General features: G+C 68.5%; 14 protein-coding genes and 1 tRNA gene. 8 read left to right on the plus strand and 7 right to left on the minus strand.

Annotated elements, in window-relative coordinates; all coding sequences use genetic code 11:
- Positions 1–180: 180 nt before the first annotated feature.
- Positions 181–1,902, plus strand: a complete 1,722-nt coding sequence (locus tag QTH86_RS12635) for an EAL domain-containing protein (protein ID WP_286644345.1) — start codon at positions 181–183, stop codon at positions 1,900–1,902.
- Positions 1,903–1,921: 19 nt separating this feature from the next.
- On the opposite strand, the gene QTH86_RS12640 is transcribed toward QTH86_RS12635, so the two are convergent.
- On the minus strand, positions 1,922–2,956 hold the full coding sequence (locus tag QTH86_RS12640) for a LysR family transcriptional regulator (RefSeq protein ID WP_286644344.1): 1,035 nt from the start codon (positions 2,954–2,956) through the stop codon (positions 1,922–1,924).
- Positions 2,957–3,109: 153 nt separating this feature from the next.
- On the opposite strand from QTH86_RS12640, the gene QTH86_RS12645 reads away from it, so the two are divergent.
- The 4 genes from QTH86_RS12645 to QTH86_RS12660 all read left to right on the plus strand — a co-directional run bounded on the left by QTH86_RS12645 (position 3,110) and on the right by QTH86_RS12660 (position 6,024).
- Complete coding sequence (locus tag QTH86_RS12645; RefSeq protein ID WP_286644343.1) at positions 3,110–4,336, plus strand: M20 aminoacylase family protein; 1,227 nt, start codon at positions 3,110–3,112, stop codon at positions 4,334–4,336.
- 42 nt (positions 4,337–4,378) lie between these two features.
- A complete protein-coding gene (locus QTH86_RS12650; RefSeq protein WP_286644342.1) occupies positions 4,379–5,365 on the plus strand; it encodes a Bug family tripartite tricarboxylate transporter substrate binding protein in 987 nt (328 codons plus the stop codon).
- A gap of 201 nt (positions 5,366–5,566) precedes the next feature.
- Positions 5,567–5,752 carry a DUF3606 domain-containing protein gene (locus tag QTH86_RS12655; protein ID WP_286644341.1) on the plus strand — a complete coding sequence of 62 codons (186 nt, stop codon included), beginning with the start codon at positions 5,567–5,569 and terminating at the stop codon, positions 5,750–5,752.
- A gap of 2 nt (positions 5,753–5,754) precedes the next feature.
- Positions 5,755–6,024, plus strand: a complete 270-nt coding sequence (locus tag QTH86_RS12660; protein WP_286644340.1) for a hypothetical protein — start codon at positions 5,755–5,757, stop codon at positions 6,022–6,024.
- Between the two features lie 468 nt (positions 6,025–6,492).
- Here the strand turns inward: QTH86_RS12660 and QTH86_RS12665 are convergent.
- The 6 genes from QTH86_RS12665 to QTH86_RS12690 all read right to left on the minus strand — a co-directional run bounded on the left by QTH86_RS12665 (position 6,493) and on the right by QTH86_RS12690 (position 11,193).
- Positions 6,493–6,577 (minus strand) — tRNA-Ser (locus QTH86_RS12665).
- Between the two features lie 77 nt (positions 6,578–6,654).
- A complete protein-coding gene (hemW, locus tag QTH86_RS12670; RefSeq protein ID WP_286644339.1) occupies positions 6,655–7,902 on the minus strand; it encodes a radical SAM family heme chaperone HemW in 1,248 nt (415 codons plus the stop codon).
- Complete coding sequence (gene rdgB, locus QTH86_RS12675; RefSeq protein ID WP_286644338.1) at positions 7,899–8,498, minus strand: RdgB/HAM1 family non-canonical purine NTP pyrophosphatase; 600 nt, start codon at positions 8,496–8,498, stop codon at positions 7,899–7,901. The genes hemW and rdgB overlap by 4 nt, the downstream gene beginning before the upstream one ends.
- 26 nt (positions 8,499–8,524) lie before the next feature.
- Positions 8,525–9,253: a ribonuclease PH gene (rph, locus tag QTH86_RS12680; protein ID WP_286644337.1), complete on the minus strand. Its 729-nt coding sequence runs from the start codon at positions 9,251–9,253 to the stop codon at positions 8,525–8,527.
- Positions 9,254–9,283: 30 nt separating this feature from the next.
- Positions 9,284–10,189 carry a PP2C family protein-serine/threonine phosphatase gene (locus QTH86_RS12685; protein ID WP_286644336.1) on the minus strand — a complete coding sequence of 302 codons (906 nt, stop codon included), beginning with the start codon at positions 10,187–10,189 and terminating at the stop codon, positions 9,284–9,286.
- Positions 10,186–11,193 carry a serine/threonine protein kinase gene (locus QTH86_RS12690; protein ID WP_286644335.1) on the minus strand — a complete coding sequence of 336 codons (1,008 nt, stop codon included), beginning with the start codon at positions 11,191–11,193 and terminating at the stop codon, positions 10,186–10,188. The genes QTH86_RS12685 and QTH86_RS12690 overlap by 4 nt, the downstream gene beginning before the upstream one ends.
- Before the next feature lie 90 nt (positions 11,194–11,283).
- Here QTH86_RS12690 and QTH86_RS12695 point away from each other — a divergent pair, with 90 nt between their 5' ends.
- The 3 genes from QTH86_RS12695 to rpoZ are packed head-to-tail and all read left to right on the plus strand — an operon-like array spanning position 11,284 to position 13,061.
- Positions 11,284–12,198 carry a YicC/YloC family endoribonuclease gene (locus tag QTH86_RS12695; protein ID WP_286644334.1) on the plus strand — a complete coding sequence of 305 codons (915 nt, stop codon included), beginning with the start codon at positions 11,284–11,286 and terminating at the stop codon, positions 12,196–12,198.
- Between the two features lie 8 nt (positions 12,199–12,206).
- A complete protein-coding gene (gmk, locus tag QTH86_RS12700) occupies positions 12,207–12,827 on the plus strand; it encodes a guanylate kinase (RefSeq protein ID WP_286644333.1) in 621 nt (206 codons plus the stop codon).
- 30 nt (positions 12,828–12,857) lie between these two features.
- The gene (rpoZ, locus tag QTH86_RS12705; RefSeq protein ID WP_021009011.1) at positions 12,858–13,061 is read left to right on the plus strand and encodes a DNA-directed RNA polymerase subunit omega; all 204 of its coding nucleotides are present in this window, start codon (positions 12,858–12,860) and stop codon (positions 13,059–13,061) included.

A 13,061-nucleotide genomic window follows, 5' to 3' on the forward strand; every position in this document is an offset into this window, starting at 1 on the left:
AACAGCAGGCATTCGGCATGCGAACACCCTATGGGAAAACATCACATTCAACAATCAGACAGGCACTGACATTCCCGGGGGCCACCGTTACGCGAATCGTCGCGGCACGGGCGACACGCTTCAAGATTGCATGGCGCGGCCGATATCCAGGGACCGGCTCATGAAACCGGTGTATGCCCCATGCCCATCGAAACCCTGCCCGAACAGATCGACACGGATCCGCTCGCGCTCCGCTGCCAGCCCATCGTCGACCTGAACCGGGTCGTCGTCGTGGGCCACCATCTGCACCTGCCGGGCCGATGGGGTACGCGGCTGCCCGCGGCGCCGAGCCGCGCGCCGGCCGGTGCCACAGGTTTCGATGGCGCGAGCAGCACCACCCTGCTGATCGTGGCGCCCGGCGCGGCCGCGCTGCACGAAGCGGCCGCATGCCCGACCGCCCGCTGGACCCAGAAGCTGCTCGCCGCGCTCGGCACGCCCCGGGCGCCGCTGATCATCGACGTGAGCGCGGCCGTCCACGCGTGCTCGGACGCCGACCTGCGTGGCATCGTCACCGCCCTGCGCCGCCAGGGCTTGCGCTGGGCCATCGGCCAGCTGGGTGACGAGTCCACCCACGTCCGGCTGTGGGCGGAGCTCGGCCCGGACTACATGCTGATCGACAGCGCCCTCACCCGCGGGATCGCCCGTTCGATGCGGCGCCTCGAGGTCGCCCGCGCGGTGGCGGCGCTCGGACGCGCCATGGGCAGCACGCTCATCGCCACCGGCGTGGCCGACCCCGACGACCTCGCCGCGCTGCGCGACATGGGCGTGCCGTATGCGCAAGGGCCGCTGCTCGTCGGCGTCGCGACCGCCGACGCCCCCACGCAGGCGCTGGCCCCGGCCGTGCAGGACGCCCTGCATGGCCCGGCCCCCGACATGGATTCGCCGCAGGCGCAGGGGTCGCTCAAGACCGTGCTGCGCAGCCTGCCCATGGTCGACGCGCCCACGGTGCCGTGGCACACGGTCAACGACGAGGTCTTCGCCCTCTTCGAATCGCACATGGACCTTCAGGCGCTGCCGGTGGTGGAGGACGGGCGGCCGGTCGCACTGATCGGGCGCCTCGCCTTCATGAACGCCTACGCACGCCCGCGCTTTCGCGAGACGTCGGGCCGCGCGTCGTGCCGCGCCCTGGCCAACACGTCGCCGCACATCGTCGAACTCGACGCGGAGGTGCAGGAACTGGTCGCCGCACTGATGGCGTCGGACCCGCGCTACCTGAGCGAAGGCTTCATCGTCACCGAGAACGGACGGTATGCCGGCCTCGGGCGGGCCGATCAGCTCTTGCGTGCGGTGACCGAACTGCGTGTGGAAGCGGCGCGCCATGCCAACCCGCTCACCTTCCTGCCCGGCAACATCCCGATCAGCATCCACATCGAGCAACTGCTGATCGACAACATCCCGTTCGTCGCCTGCTACGGCGACCTGAACAACTTCAAGGCCTTCAACGACCACTACGGCTACTGGCGCGGCGACGAGATGATCCGGCTGCTGGCCCGCATCGCGGTGCGCAACGCCGATCCGACGCGCGACTTCGTCGGCCACATCGGCGGCGACGACTTCCTGGTGCTATTCCAGAGCACCGACTGGAAGCAGCGCTGCCTGCGGATGATCGACCAGTTCGAAAGCGCGGCGATGCGCCTCTACGACGACAGCGAACTCGAGGCCGGCGGCATCGAGGGCGAAGACCGGCACGGCGTGCTGCGCTTCTTCGGCTTCACCACCCTGTCGGTCGGTGCGCTGCTGGTGGCGCCGGGGGATTTCGAGGACGCACAGGACGTGGCGAACGCGGCCGCCCTGGCCAAGCACGAAGCCAAGCTGGGCGCCACCGGGCTGACCATCCGCGAGGCGGGCGGGCCGGTCGTGTGAGAACGCAGGGGCCGCTTGGTCAGACGACGTGCAGGATTCGGTCCGACCGGCGCTCGAGGCCTGCCGTCGGCCCGGGTTCGTCGTCGGCCGCTCGGGCCTCGCCCATCAATTCCACCGAATAGAACACACGCTTGAGCTCCGGGTCGTCGGAGGCAACACAGGCGCGGACCTCCGCCATGAACAGCGCGACGAAGCGTTGCGCGGCATGCGAGAGCGGCTCGTTGCTGCGGCGGACCACGCCGACCTCGTGCGTGTCGAAGCGCTCCCGCAGCGGCAGCGCGACCATGCCTTCACGCATGCTGCTCGTCTCGACCAGCGGCCACGGGCAGAAGGTGAGCATGCCGGCCTGTCGCACCAGCGTCAGCATGAGCATGGCGGAGTGCGCGAGGTGGATGCGCTGGTTGGGCGCCGCCACGCCATGCTGGCCGAACAGGTTGTGCATGAACGAGGCCGCTTCACCCGGCGTGAAGTTGAGCACCCAGTCATGGTCGGTCAGCTCGGCGATGGACCTCGCTGTGGCTGCCGGGTGACCGGTGCGCGCCACCACCGTCATCTCGTAGCTGAACAGCGGCTGGGCATGCAGGCCGTCCATCAGCGCATCGGAAGCGATCCGTCCGATCATGAAGTCGAGCGTGCCCGCGCGCAGCCGCGGATACGCCAGCGCTGAGAGTCCGTCGAACAGCTCCAGCTGCATGTGGGGCAGCTCGGCGCGAAAGCGCGGCAGCACGCGCGCGATGAGCGTCTGCGCCACCCACGGCGTGACACCCACCGACAGCCGCTGCGGCGAGGCGCCGTTGCGGTGCCGCGCCACGGCCTCCTCGGCCTGCCGGATCTGCGAGAGCGCGCGTTGGGCATGGTCCAGCAGCTCCTGCCCCGCCGCCGTGAGCAGCGCACCGCTGCTGTGGCGCTGAAAGAGCTGGACCTGCGCATGGCCTTCGAGCTCGCGCAGCCCCTGCGTGACGGTCGCCTGCGTGAGGCACAACGCGCGGGCGGCCGCGCGGATGCTGCCCTCGGACGCGACGGCGACGAGATAGCGGAGTTGCTGGAGCTTCATGACCAAGATGAACGCAGAGAGATGAGGGGGCCTGGCACTGCCGAGGGACAGGAAGCACCCCGGGGTGAACGGTTTTTACCTGTCTGCCTCGACGCAAAGAGCATGCCTAGACTGGCTGGCGCCTCCGCAACCTACCGCCTCGCTGCCCACCCGATGACCGTCGCTGCCGAACTCGATCCCCCCGTCCGCCCCGCAGGCACCGTGCTGCCCGAAGTGAGCGCCATCGCCGCCGACATGGTCCAGCTGCGCCGCCACATCCACGCGCACCCCGAACTGGCCTTCGAGGAATTCGCGACCGGCGACCTGGTCGCCGAGCGGCTGGCGGAATGGGGCTACGAGGTGCACCGCGGCCTCGGCGGTACCGGCGTGGTCGGCACGCTGAAGCGGGGCACCAGCACCCGCCGCCTGGGCCTGCGTGCCGACATGGATGCGCTGCCCATCCACGAGACGACCCAACTGCCTTACGCCAGCCGCCACGCCGGCAAGATGCACGCGTGCGGCCATGACGGCCACACCGCCATCCTGCTCGCCGCGGCGCGCTGCATCGCGCAGGAAGGCGCCTTCGATGGCACGCTGAACCTCATCTTCCAGCCGGCCGAGGAAGGCCTGGGCGGTGGGCGCCGCATGGTGGAAGAGGGCCTGTTCGAGAAATTCCCTTGCGACGCCATCTTCGCGTTGCACAACATGCCGGGCTTCCCGGTCGGCAAGTTCGGCTTCAAGGCCGGGCCCTTCATGGCATCGTCCGACACCGTGCTCGTCACCGTCTCGGGCCGCGGCGGCCACGGCTCCGCGCCGCACCTGTCGGCCGACCCGGTGGTGGCGGCGGCGCACATCATCGTGGCGCTGCAGACCATCGTCGCGCGCAACGTCGACCCGCGCGACATGGCAGTGGTGTCCGTCGGCGCCATCCACGGCGGCGATGCGCCCAACGTGATCCCCGACGAGGTGAAACTGCGCCTGACGGTACGCGCCTACCGCCCCGAGACCCGTGCGCTGCTGCGCGAGCGCATCACGCAGCTGGTGCAGTCGCAGGCCACCACGCTGGGCGTGACGGCCGAGGTGGACTACCACTGGCGCTACCCGGCGCTGGTCAACGACGCGGCCAGCACGACCTTCGCCCGGCAGGTCGCGCTCGACTGGCTCGGTGAAGACGGCCTGCTGGGCGAGCTTGAACCGCTCACCGGCAGCGAGGACTTCTCCTTCATGCTGCAGCACTGCCCCGGCAGCTACCTGATCGTGGGCAACGGCGAAGGCGAAGGCCATCGCACCGGCGGCTGCATGGTCCACAACCCGGGCTACGACTTCAACGACGCCATCCTGCCGACTGCCGCGAGCTATTGGGTGCAGCTGGTGCGCCGCTTTCTTGCACCGGCCGCCTGAAGCTCCTTGTTGCCTTTCCATTCTTTTCGATTGCCCGCCGCCATGACCCTCCGCACCGCCCTCCCCGCGCGCCGCCGCCTGCTGTCCACCCTCGCGCTCGCCATGCTGCCGACCGCGCCGGCATGGTCGCAGGGCTACCCCGCCAAGCCGATCAAGATGGTGGTGGGCTATGCACCGGGTGGCTCGGTCGACATGGCCGCGCGCATCGCGGCCGACGTGATCGCCGCGCAGATCGGCGCCACCGTGGTGGTCGACAACCAGTCCGGCGCCGCCGGTGCAGTGGCAGCGCAGCGCCTCGTCAACAGCCCGGCCGACGGCTACACGCTGCTGACCGGCTCCAGCAACGAGATGGCTGCGACGGGCCAGGTCAACCCGGCGCAGAAGTACGACCCGCTCAAGGACATGACGTCCATCGGCCTCATCGCGACCGCGCCGGTGCTGCTGGTGGCGAGCCCGCGCACCAACGTGAAGTCGCTGGCCGAGTTCATCGAGCTGACTCGGCGCAACCCCGGCAAGTTCAGCTACGGCAGCTCGGGCGTGGGTTCGACGCTGCACTTCGCGGGCGAGCTCATCAAGCAGCGCGCGGGCATCTTCATGACGCACATCCCGTACCGCAGCACCTCGTCGCTCACGACCGACTTGGTGGGCGGCACGCTGGACTTCGCGATGATCTCGCCGACCGCCGCCGTGCCCTTCATCCAGGGCGGGCGCATCGTGCCGCTGGGCGTGACCTCGGCCACGCGCATGGCCAGCCTGCCCAACGTGCCCGCGCTGGGCGAGAACCCGCAGCTCAAGGGTTATGAGCTCTCGGGCTGGTTCGCGCTCGCCGGCCCGGTCAACCTGCCTCCCGAGGTGACGCAACGCCTGCGCACCGCGCTGGCCACGGGCCTGAAAGACCCGGCGATCCGCAAGCGCCTGGAAGCCGGCGGCTCGGTGCCGGCCACCGGCAACGAGGACCTCGCGAAGATCATGCGCGACGACGTCGCCAAGTTCGCCGGCCTGGTGAAGTTCGCGAACATGAAGGACTGAGTCCCGTCTTTCGCGTCACGCTGCGTGCCGAACGGGTGGCCGAACTGCGACTGAAACCTGGCCGATGTCAGCCTGAGGTCGGCCAGCGGAAGCCGCGGGGCATCTGCGCCCGGCCTTCTCCGACGCGCCTTGTACTTCTGTTCTGGCGCACGCCGGCCACGGCGCGCTGCACAGTCCTCGAGTTCCCACTGGAGGTATCGCATGGCAGACGACAGAACCCAGCGCGGCGCGGCTGACGCGGCCCGCATCAACATCAACGAAGAGCACGAGCTTCGCTACTGGGCGAAGGCGCTCAACGTCCCCGAGGCCGAGCTGCGCGAGGCCGTTGCCAAAGTCGGCGTGATGGCGAAGGACGTGCGCGCCCATCTCGGCTTGCCGGAGGTCTAAGGGTGGCCGGTGCCCTGAGGCACATCGCGCTGACCGTCGAGGAACCGGAGCCCGGCGATTTCGAATGGGTGCTGCTCGAGCAGGGCACCCAGTGGGCGGCGTTGAAACGGGCCAAGCGGCCCGTCGCCAGCTACGCGAAGGCGATGGCCGCAGGGCTGCGCGCCCTGCAGGAGATGATCGTCGACCTGGACGCTGGACCGCGCGAGGAAGAGGCGCCAACGCAGCAGGTCAAGCGCGCGCAGTTTGGGTTTGGGTTCGGCAGCCTCAAATAGCGCAACAGTCTCTAGCGCAACACCCAGTAGCCCACGGCCGCCAGGAGCACCAGCAGCAAGACCATCCCGTTCCGCCGCCAGCCTCGAGCGCCCTCCTCGCTCCTGCGAAGCCTTTCATCGTTCAGATGGTCGATCGTGTCCGGTGAACTTGCGTCGTTGAATCTGGTGTCTTCCATGCTATGCCTTGGCAAAGGCAACGGTCTACCTCGGCTCCCAATATGGCGCGGCTCACAATGGCGTGGATCGATGTAGGACTGCGTACTTGTGGACTACAGGAGCAATCGCCGCCGTCGACAGACGTGCGCAACCGATCACTGCGATGACGCGCCAACCGCACTTTGGTGCCTTCAATCGAGGAAGAGATTGCCGCGTACCGCGAGCCGGTGGAAGTGCTCGCCGTGCATGAAGTGCTCGGACGTCGCGATCAGGGCGGGCCTGTTCGGATCTCATCAAAGGATGCCGTTCCGGCGGAGAGTGTGAGATTCGAACTCACGGACGCTTTCACGTCGGCAGTTTTCAAGACTGCTGGTTTAAACCACTCACCCAACTCTCCGATGCCGCGCCGTTGCGGCGCAGCGCCGGCGATTTTATGCGGGCATCGGCGCGAGTCCGGCGCGTCGCCCGAAGAATCTACGCATCCGGCAGAAAAAGCGTCTGCAGATCGCTCAGGAAATCCAGACCGCGCTCGGTCGGCCAGGCGTGCCACAGGTCGCGCTGCAGCAGGCCCTTGTTCTCGGCGGCCTCGAGGCCGCGCTGGATGGCGGTGATCGACAGGCCGGTGCGTTCGGTGAACTGCGCCAACGTGAAGCCTTCGCGCAGGCGCAGCGCGTTGAGCATGAATTCGAAGGGCAAGTCCGCGATGGCGACTTCGTCGCTCTGGGCGACGGCGGCGCCGGCCAGCGCCTGGGCCATGTAGCGCTGCGGTTCGCGGTAGCGCACCTGTCGCACCAGGCGGTGCGCGAAGCTGAGCTTGCTGTGCGCGCCCGCGCCGATGCCCAGGTAGTCGCCGAACTGCCAGTAGTTGAGGTTGTGGGCGCAGCGGTGCCCCTCGCGCGCATAGGCGGAGACTTCGTAGCGCGTCATGCCCAGCGCTGCCGTCGCCTCGGTGATGCGGTCGAGCATCGCGTAGGCGTCGTCGTCTTCGGGCACCACCGGCGGGAACTTGGCGAAGTAGGTGTTGGGCTCGATGGTGAGGTGGTAGACCGACAGGTGCGGCGGTGCCAGCGCCAGGGCCTGCGCCAGGTCGGCCTCGAGCTGCGCCGGCGTCTGGCCGGGCAGCGCGTACATCAGGTCGAGGTTGAAGGTGTCGAAGGCGCTGGCCGCTTCCTCGACGGCCGCGATGGCCTGCGCGCGGTCGTGCACGCGGCCGAGCGCCTGCAAGTGCGCGTCATTGAAGCTCTGCACACCGACCGACAGACGCGTGACGCCCGCACCGCGATACGCGCGGAAGCGGTCACGCTCGAAGGTGCCAGGGTTGGCTTCGAGCGAGATCTCGCAGTCGGGTGCCAGCTTGAGGCGCGCACGCAGGTCGCCGATCAGGCGGTCGATGGCTTCGGGCGAGAACAGACTCGGGGTGCCGCCGCCGATGAAGATCGTGTGGACGGTGCGGCCCCAGATCAACGGCAGCGCCGCGTCGAGGTCGGCCACCAGGGCATCGAGGTAGCGCTGCTCGGGCAGTGCCTCGCCGCCGGCGCGCCACTCGTGCGAGTTGAAGTCGCAGTACGGGCACTTGCGCAGGCACCAGGGCAGGTGCACGTAGAGCGACAGCGGCGGCAGCGCGGCCAGCTGCAGCGGGCCGGGGCGCATCAGGTGCAGCACATCGTTGGCGTGCGGCGCGCCGGGCTCGACGGCCGCGGCGATCGGGACGGAGGCTTTCACAGCCAGTTGGCGCGCATCAGCGCCAGCATGGCTCGCGCGGCCTGGCCGCGGTGGCTGTGCGAATTCTTCACGTCGGGCGGAAGCTGCGCGAAGGTCTTGCCGAGAGACGGCAGGAACATCACGGGGTCGAAGCCGAAGCCGTTGTCGCCGACGGGTTCGCGGGTGATCTCGCCCGGTGCGCGGCCGACGGCGATCAGCGGCTCGGGGTCATCGGCACTGCGCAGGGCGACCAGCGTGCTGACGAGCGCGGCGCGGCGGTCGTCGACCGTCGCCATCTGCTCGAGCAGCGCGCGCACGTTGTTGGCGTCGCCCTTGGGGTAGCCGAACTGCGTGGCGTAGTAGGCGGTGTCGACGCCCGGCAGCCCGCCGAAGGCGTTGACGCACAGCCCCGCGTCATCGGCGATGGCCGGCAGGCCGGTGGCCGCGGCGGCATGGCGCGCCTTCGCCAGAGCGTTCTCGACGAAGGTGCGGAACGGTTCTTCCGCCTCGCCGACGCCGAGCTCCGACTGCCGCACCAGCTCGACGCCCAGCGGCGCGAAGAGCTGCTGCAGTTCGGCGAGCTTGCCGGCGTTGTTCGATGCCAGAACGAGTCTCATGCGTGTGCCCTGCCCCCGTCCGGCTTTCAGGCGGCCAGCGCCTGCTGCTGCATCAGCACCAGTTCGCCGATGCCCTTCTCGGCCAGGCCGAGCAGCGCGTCCATCTCGTCGCGCGTGAAGGCGGCGCCTTCGGCCGTGCCCTGCACTTCGACGAAGTGGCCGGCGCCGGTCATCACGACGTTCATGTCGGTGTCGCAGGCCGAGTCTTCGATGTACTCGAGGTCGAGCAGCGGCGTGCCCTGCACGATGCCCACCGAGATCGCCGCGACGTGGCCGCGAATAGGCGACGCCGTGAGGGCGCCGCTGGCCAGCAGCTTGGCGACCGCATCCTGCGCCGCCACGAAGGCGCCGGTGATGGCCGCGGTGCGGGTGCCGCCATCGGCCTGGAGCACGTCGCAGTCGAGGTGGATGGTGCGTTCGCCCAGGGCCTTGAGGTCGAACACGGCGCGCATCGAGCGGCCGATGAGGCGCTGGATCTCCTGCGTGCGCCCGGTCTGCTTGCCCTTGGCCGCCTCACGGCTGCTGCGGGTGTGCGTGGCGCGCGGCAGCATGCCGTATTCGGCGGTGACCCAGCCCTCGCCGCTGCCCTTCTTGTGCGGCGGCACCTTCTCTTCGACCGAGGCGGTGCACAGCACGCGGGTCTGGCCGAACTCGATGAGCACGGAGCCTTCGGCGTGGATGGTGAAGCCACGGGTGATGCGCACGGGGCGCAGCTGGTCGGCGGCGCGGGCGCCGCTGCGGAGGAAATCGGTCATGGGCGGAAAGAGAAGAAAGAGAGAAACGGGTCAGGCCTTGCGCGCTGCAGAGCGGCGGATGGCCTCGTTGATTTCGGCGATGGAGCGCTCGATCGCGTCCTCGTCCAGGTCGTCGAGTTCGGTCTCCGACGGCATCCCGGCCTGGATGGTGGACGCGAACACGCCGTCGCTGATGCTGTCGGTCGAGATGCCCCGACCGATGCCGGGGGCATCGGGCATTTCCCACTCGAGCGCGATGAGCGTCACGTTGTCGCTGTGCGCGCCGCCCTTGCGCAGCGCCATCTCGGCCAGGTCGGGCGCCGCGTCGGACACCGGTTTGCCGGAAGAGAGCGTGTGCACGATGAGCGCGTCGTCGAGCACACCCCATACGCCATCGGAGCACAGCATGAGGCGGTCGCCGCGCTGCAGTTGCAGCGGCGCGGCGACATCGATCATCGGCGGCGTGGGCGAGCCCAGGCAGGTCAGCAGCAGGTTGCGGTTGACCGGCTCCGGCCCGCCGCCGGGGCGCGGGCGTTCGGCGTGGGAATGGTCGCGCGTGCGGGTCAGCAGCGCGCCGTCGCGCACCACGTACAGCCGCGAATCGCCGCAGTGCGCCCAGTGTGCCGTCGTGCCCTGCAGCACCGCCGCGACGACCGTGGTGCGCGGCGTGTCGAGCATGCCCTTGGTGCCGGCGTACCGCATGATCTGCTGATGTGCCGACATCACGGACGACGTGAGGAACGCCTTCACGTCCTTGAGCACCGGGCGCGCTTCGCGCTGGTACAGGGCGGCGATGGTCTGCAGCGCCATCTGCGCCGCGACCTCGCCTTCGGGGTGCCCCCCCATCCCGTCGGCCAGCACGAACAGGCCGGACTCGCGGGTGTAGCAGTAACCCATGCGGTCTTCGTTCTTGAGACGACCGCCCTTGCGGCTGACCTGGAAAACGGAGAACTTCATGCCGGTCGGGTCGTGGGCGCCGCCGCCTTGGGCAGGCCCTTCTTGTCGAAGGAACGGATGTTGTCGATCGACAGGCGCACCTTCTCGCCGACCGTGAGCTTGGTGTAGCGGCGCTCGCCTTCGCGGCTGAGTTCCTTCTGCAGCGCGAACACCGACTGCGGCCGCGACAGCGGGTCGAGCGACATGCACCACTCGACCACTTCGATCATGTTGTCCGAGTAGATCCCGCGCAGGCGTGACAACGACAGGCCCAGCCGGTCCTTCTCGATGCGCTGCGGCGCGTCGTTGGGCGGGTAGCCCTGCATGCAGGCGTAGATGCAGGCGCCGATCGCGTAGATGTCGGTCCAGGGGCCCATCGACGAATCGCGGCGGTACATCTCGGGCGCCGCGAAGCCGGGCGTGTACATCGGGCGGATGAAGTTGCCTTCCTTCGACAGCACCTCGCGGGCCGCGCCGAAGTCGATCATCACGGCGCGGTCGTCGTCGGTCACGAAGATGTTGGCCGGCTTGATGTCCAGGTGCAGCATCTTGTGCTGATGGACGATGCGCAGGCCGCGCAGGATCTCGTCGAACAGCGAGCGGATGGTCGATTCGCGGAAGACCTTCTGCTTCTTCAGGTCACGCGCGGTGACGATGAAGTCCTGCAGGGTCGCGCCCTCCAGGTAGTTCATCACCATGTAGACGGTTTCGTTCTCGCGGAAGAAGTTGAGCACGCTGACCACCGACGCGTGCGAAATCTGAGCCAGCGAGCGCCCTTCCTCGAAGAAGCTCTTGAGCCCCAGCCGGTAGAGCGACAGCTTCTCGGGCGGCACCTGCGGCGCCAGTTCGCCGGTGCCACGGGTGGCCAGCGACGAGGGCAGGTATTCCTTGATCGCCACCTGCTGGCCGCTGTGGTCGACCGCCAAGTACACCACGCCGAAACCACCCGCCGACAGGCGGCGCACGACGCGGTAGCCTCCGATGACGGTGTCCGGCAGCAGGGGCGAAGGTTTGACCTTTGACATAATCCGGGAGTTTCGCCCGAAGGCAAGGGGGCGGCAAGCGAACGCTGTGCCGTCGCCTCCGTGCGAGCAACATTTCCACAGTGAGGCGCAATGTCAGTTTACAGCATGACCGGCTATGCCAGCGGCCAGAACGGCCCTGCCGGAACCCCGCCAGAAACCGACCCGCGCCCTCTGGCGGCGGGCCGTCTGGGGGTCGAGATCCGCTCGGTCAACAGCCGATTCCTCGACCTGACTTTCAAGCTGCCGGAAGACCTTCGGCCATACGAGCCGGTGTTGCGCGAAATGCTCACCGGCCGGCTCAAGCGCGGCAAGGTCGAGCTGCGTGCCGCGGTCGAAAGCACCGCGCAGGGCGGCGTCGCGGAGCCTTCCACCCGGTTGCTGCAACGGCTCAACGGGGTGCAGGACGGCATCCGCGCCTGGCTGCCGAGCGCGCGCGAACTGAGCGTTGCCGACGTGCTCCGCATCGCCGCAGGCGATTCGACTTCGGCTGGCGACTGGGGCAGCATCGTGGCCGACGTGACCAGGAAGGCGCTCGACGGTCTGGTCGAAGCGCGCGAACGCGAAGGCGCCCGCCTGGCCGCGATGCTGAAAGACCACCTCGGCCAGCTCCGCAAGCTCACCACCCAGGCCGTGCCGCTGGTGCCGCAACTGGTCGAGCAGCAGCGCACCCGCTTCCTCGAGCGCTGGCAGGACGCGATGGGCCTCACGGGCGGCACGCTGCCCGAAGCCGCGCAGGACCGGGCCCTGAACGAGGCGACCGCCTTCGCCATCCGCATCGACGTGGCCGAGGAGCTCACCCGCCTCGGCTCCCACCTCGACGAGATCGAGCGCCTGCTGAAGAAGGGCGGCGAGATCGGCAAGCGGCTGGACTTCCTGATCCAGGAACTGCACCGTGAAGCCAACACGCTGGGCTCCAAGTCGGCCGCCCTGGAGATGACGCGCATCGGCGTCGACATGAAGGTGCTGATCGAGCAGATGCGCGAGCAGGTCCAGAACATCGAGTAGACCCAACCATGGATTACCCCGGCAATCTCTTCGTGGTCGCCGCCCCCAGCGGCGCCGGCAAATCGAGCCTCGTGAAGGCGCTGATGGAACTCGACTCGGCGGTCCAGCCGTCGGTGTCCCACACCACGCGCGCACCGCGCGGGCAGGAAAAGCACGGCCGCGAGTATTTCTTCGCCTCGGCCAGCGAGTTCGACGCGATGGTCGAAAGCGACGCCTTCATCGAGTGGGCGCACGTGCACGGCCAGCGCTACGGCACGTCGAAAAAGGCGGTCGAGGACCGCATGGCGCAAGGCGTCGATGTCATCCTCGAGATCGACTTCCAGGGCGCCATCCAGATCCGCAAGACCTTCGCGAATGCGGTGTTGATCTTCATCCTGCCGCCGAGCTGGGAAGAGCTGCGCTCGCGGCTCGAGCGCCGCGGCGAAGACAGCGCGGAGGTCATCGAGCTGCGGCTGCGCAATGCGGCGGACGAGATGGCGCGCGCCAGCGAATTCGACTTCGTTATAATCAACGAGTTATTTGAGCGCGCGCTTTTCGACCTGAAAGCCATCGTCCACGCCCAGCGGCTGCGGTACTCCGCCCAGCGCCGCGCCCGTGCCGACACCTTCGCCGCTCTGAATATCCCCTGAATCGACCACCGTCCGCAACGAAAGATCCTCATGGCCCGCATCACCGTCGAAGACTGCCTGCTGCAGATCCCTAACCGTTTTCAGCTCGTGCTGGCCGCGACCTACCGTGCGCGCATGCTGAGCCAGGGCCATGCCCCGAAGATCGAAAGCAAGAACAAGCCGGCCGTCACCGCGCTGCGCGAGATCGCCGAAGGCAAGATCGGCATCGAGATGCTCAAGAAGGTCCCAGGCTGA

The organism is Variovorax sp. J2L1-78 (assembly GCF_030317205.1).
In the GTDB taxonomy this organism is placed as follows: domain Bacteria; phylum Pseudomonadota; class Gammaproteobacteria; order Burkholderiales; family Burkholderiaceae_C; genus Variovorax; species Variovorax arabinosiphilus.

Excerpts from the sequence above, each read along its gene's own strand:
- QTH86_RS12635 (WP_286644345.1), top strand. The coding sequence starts at position 181 with ATGCCCATCGAAACCCTGCCCGAACAGATCGACACGGATCCGCTCGCG.
- QTH86_RS12640 (WP_286644344.1), bottom strand. The coding sequence starts at position 2,956 with ATGAAGCTCCAGCAACTCCGCTATCTCGTCGCCGTCGCGTCCGAGGGC.
- QTH86_RS12645 (WP_286644343.1), top strand. The coding sequence starts at position 3,110 with ATGACCGTCGCTGCCGAACTCGATCCCCCCGTCCGCCCCGCAGGCACC.
- QTH86_RS12650 (WP_286644342.1), top strand. The coding sequence starts at position 4,379 with ATGACCCTCCGCACCGCCCTCCCCGCGCGCCGCCGCCTGCTGTCCACC.
- QTH86_RS12655 (WP_286644341.1), top strand. The coding sequence starts at position 5,567 with ATGGCAGACGACAGAACCCAGCGCGGCGCGGCTGACGCGGCCCGCATC.
- rdgB (WP_286644338.1), bottom strand. The coding sequence starts at position 8,498 with ATGAGACTCGTTCTGGCATCGAACAACGCCGGCAAGCTCGCCGAACTG.
- rph (WP_286644337.1), bottom strand. The coding sequence starts at position 9,253 with ATGACCGATTTCCTCCGCAGCGGCGCCCGCGCCGCCGACCAGCTGCGC.
- QTH86_RS12685 (WP_286644336.1), bottom strand. The coding sequence starts at position 10,189 with ATGAAGTTCTCCGTTTTCCAGGTCAGCCGCAAGGGCGGTCGTCTCAAG.
- QTH86_RS12690 (WP_286644335.1), bottom strand. The coding sequence starts at position 11,193 with ATGTCAAAGGTCAAACCTTCGCCCCTGCTGCCGGACACCGTCATCGGA.
- QTH86_RS12695 (WP_286644334.1), top strand. The coding sequence starts at position 11,284 with ATGTCAGTTTACAGCATGACCGGCTATGCCAGCGGCCAGAACGGCCCT.
- gmk (WP_286644333.1), top strand. The coding sequence starts at position 12,207 with ATGGATTACCCCGGCAATCTCTTCGTGGTCGCCGCCCCCAGCGGCGCC.
- rpoZ (WP_021009011.1), top strand. The coding sequence starts at position 12,858 with ATGGCCCGCATCACCGTCGAAGACTGCCTGCTGCAGATCCCTAACCGT.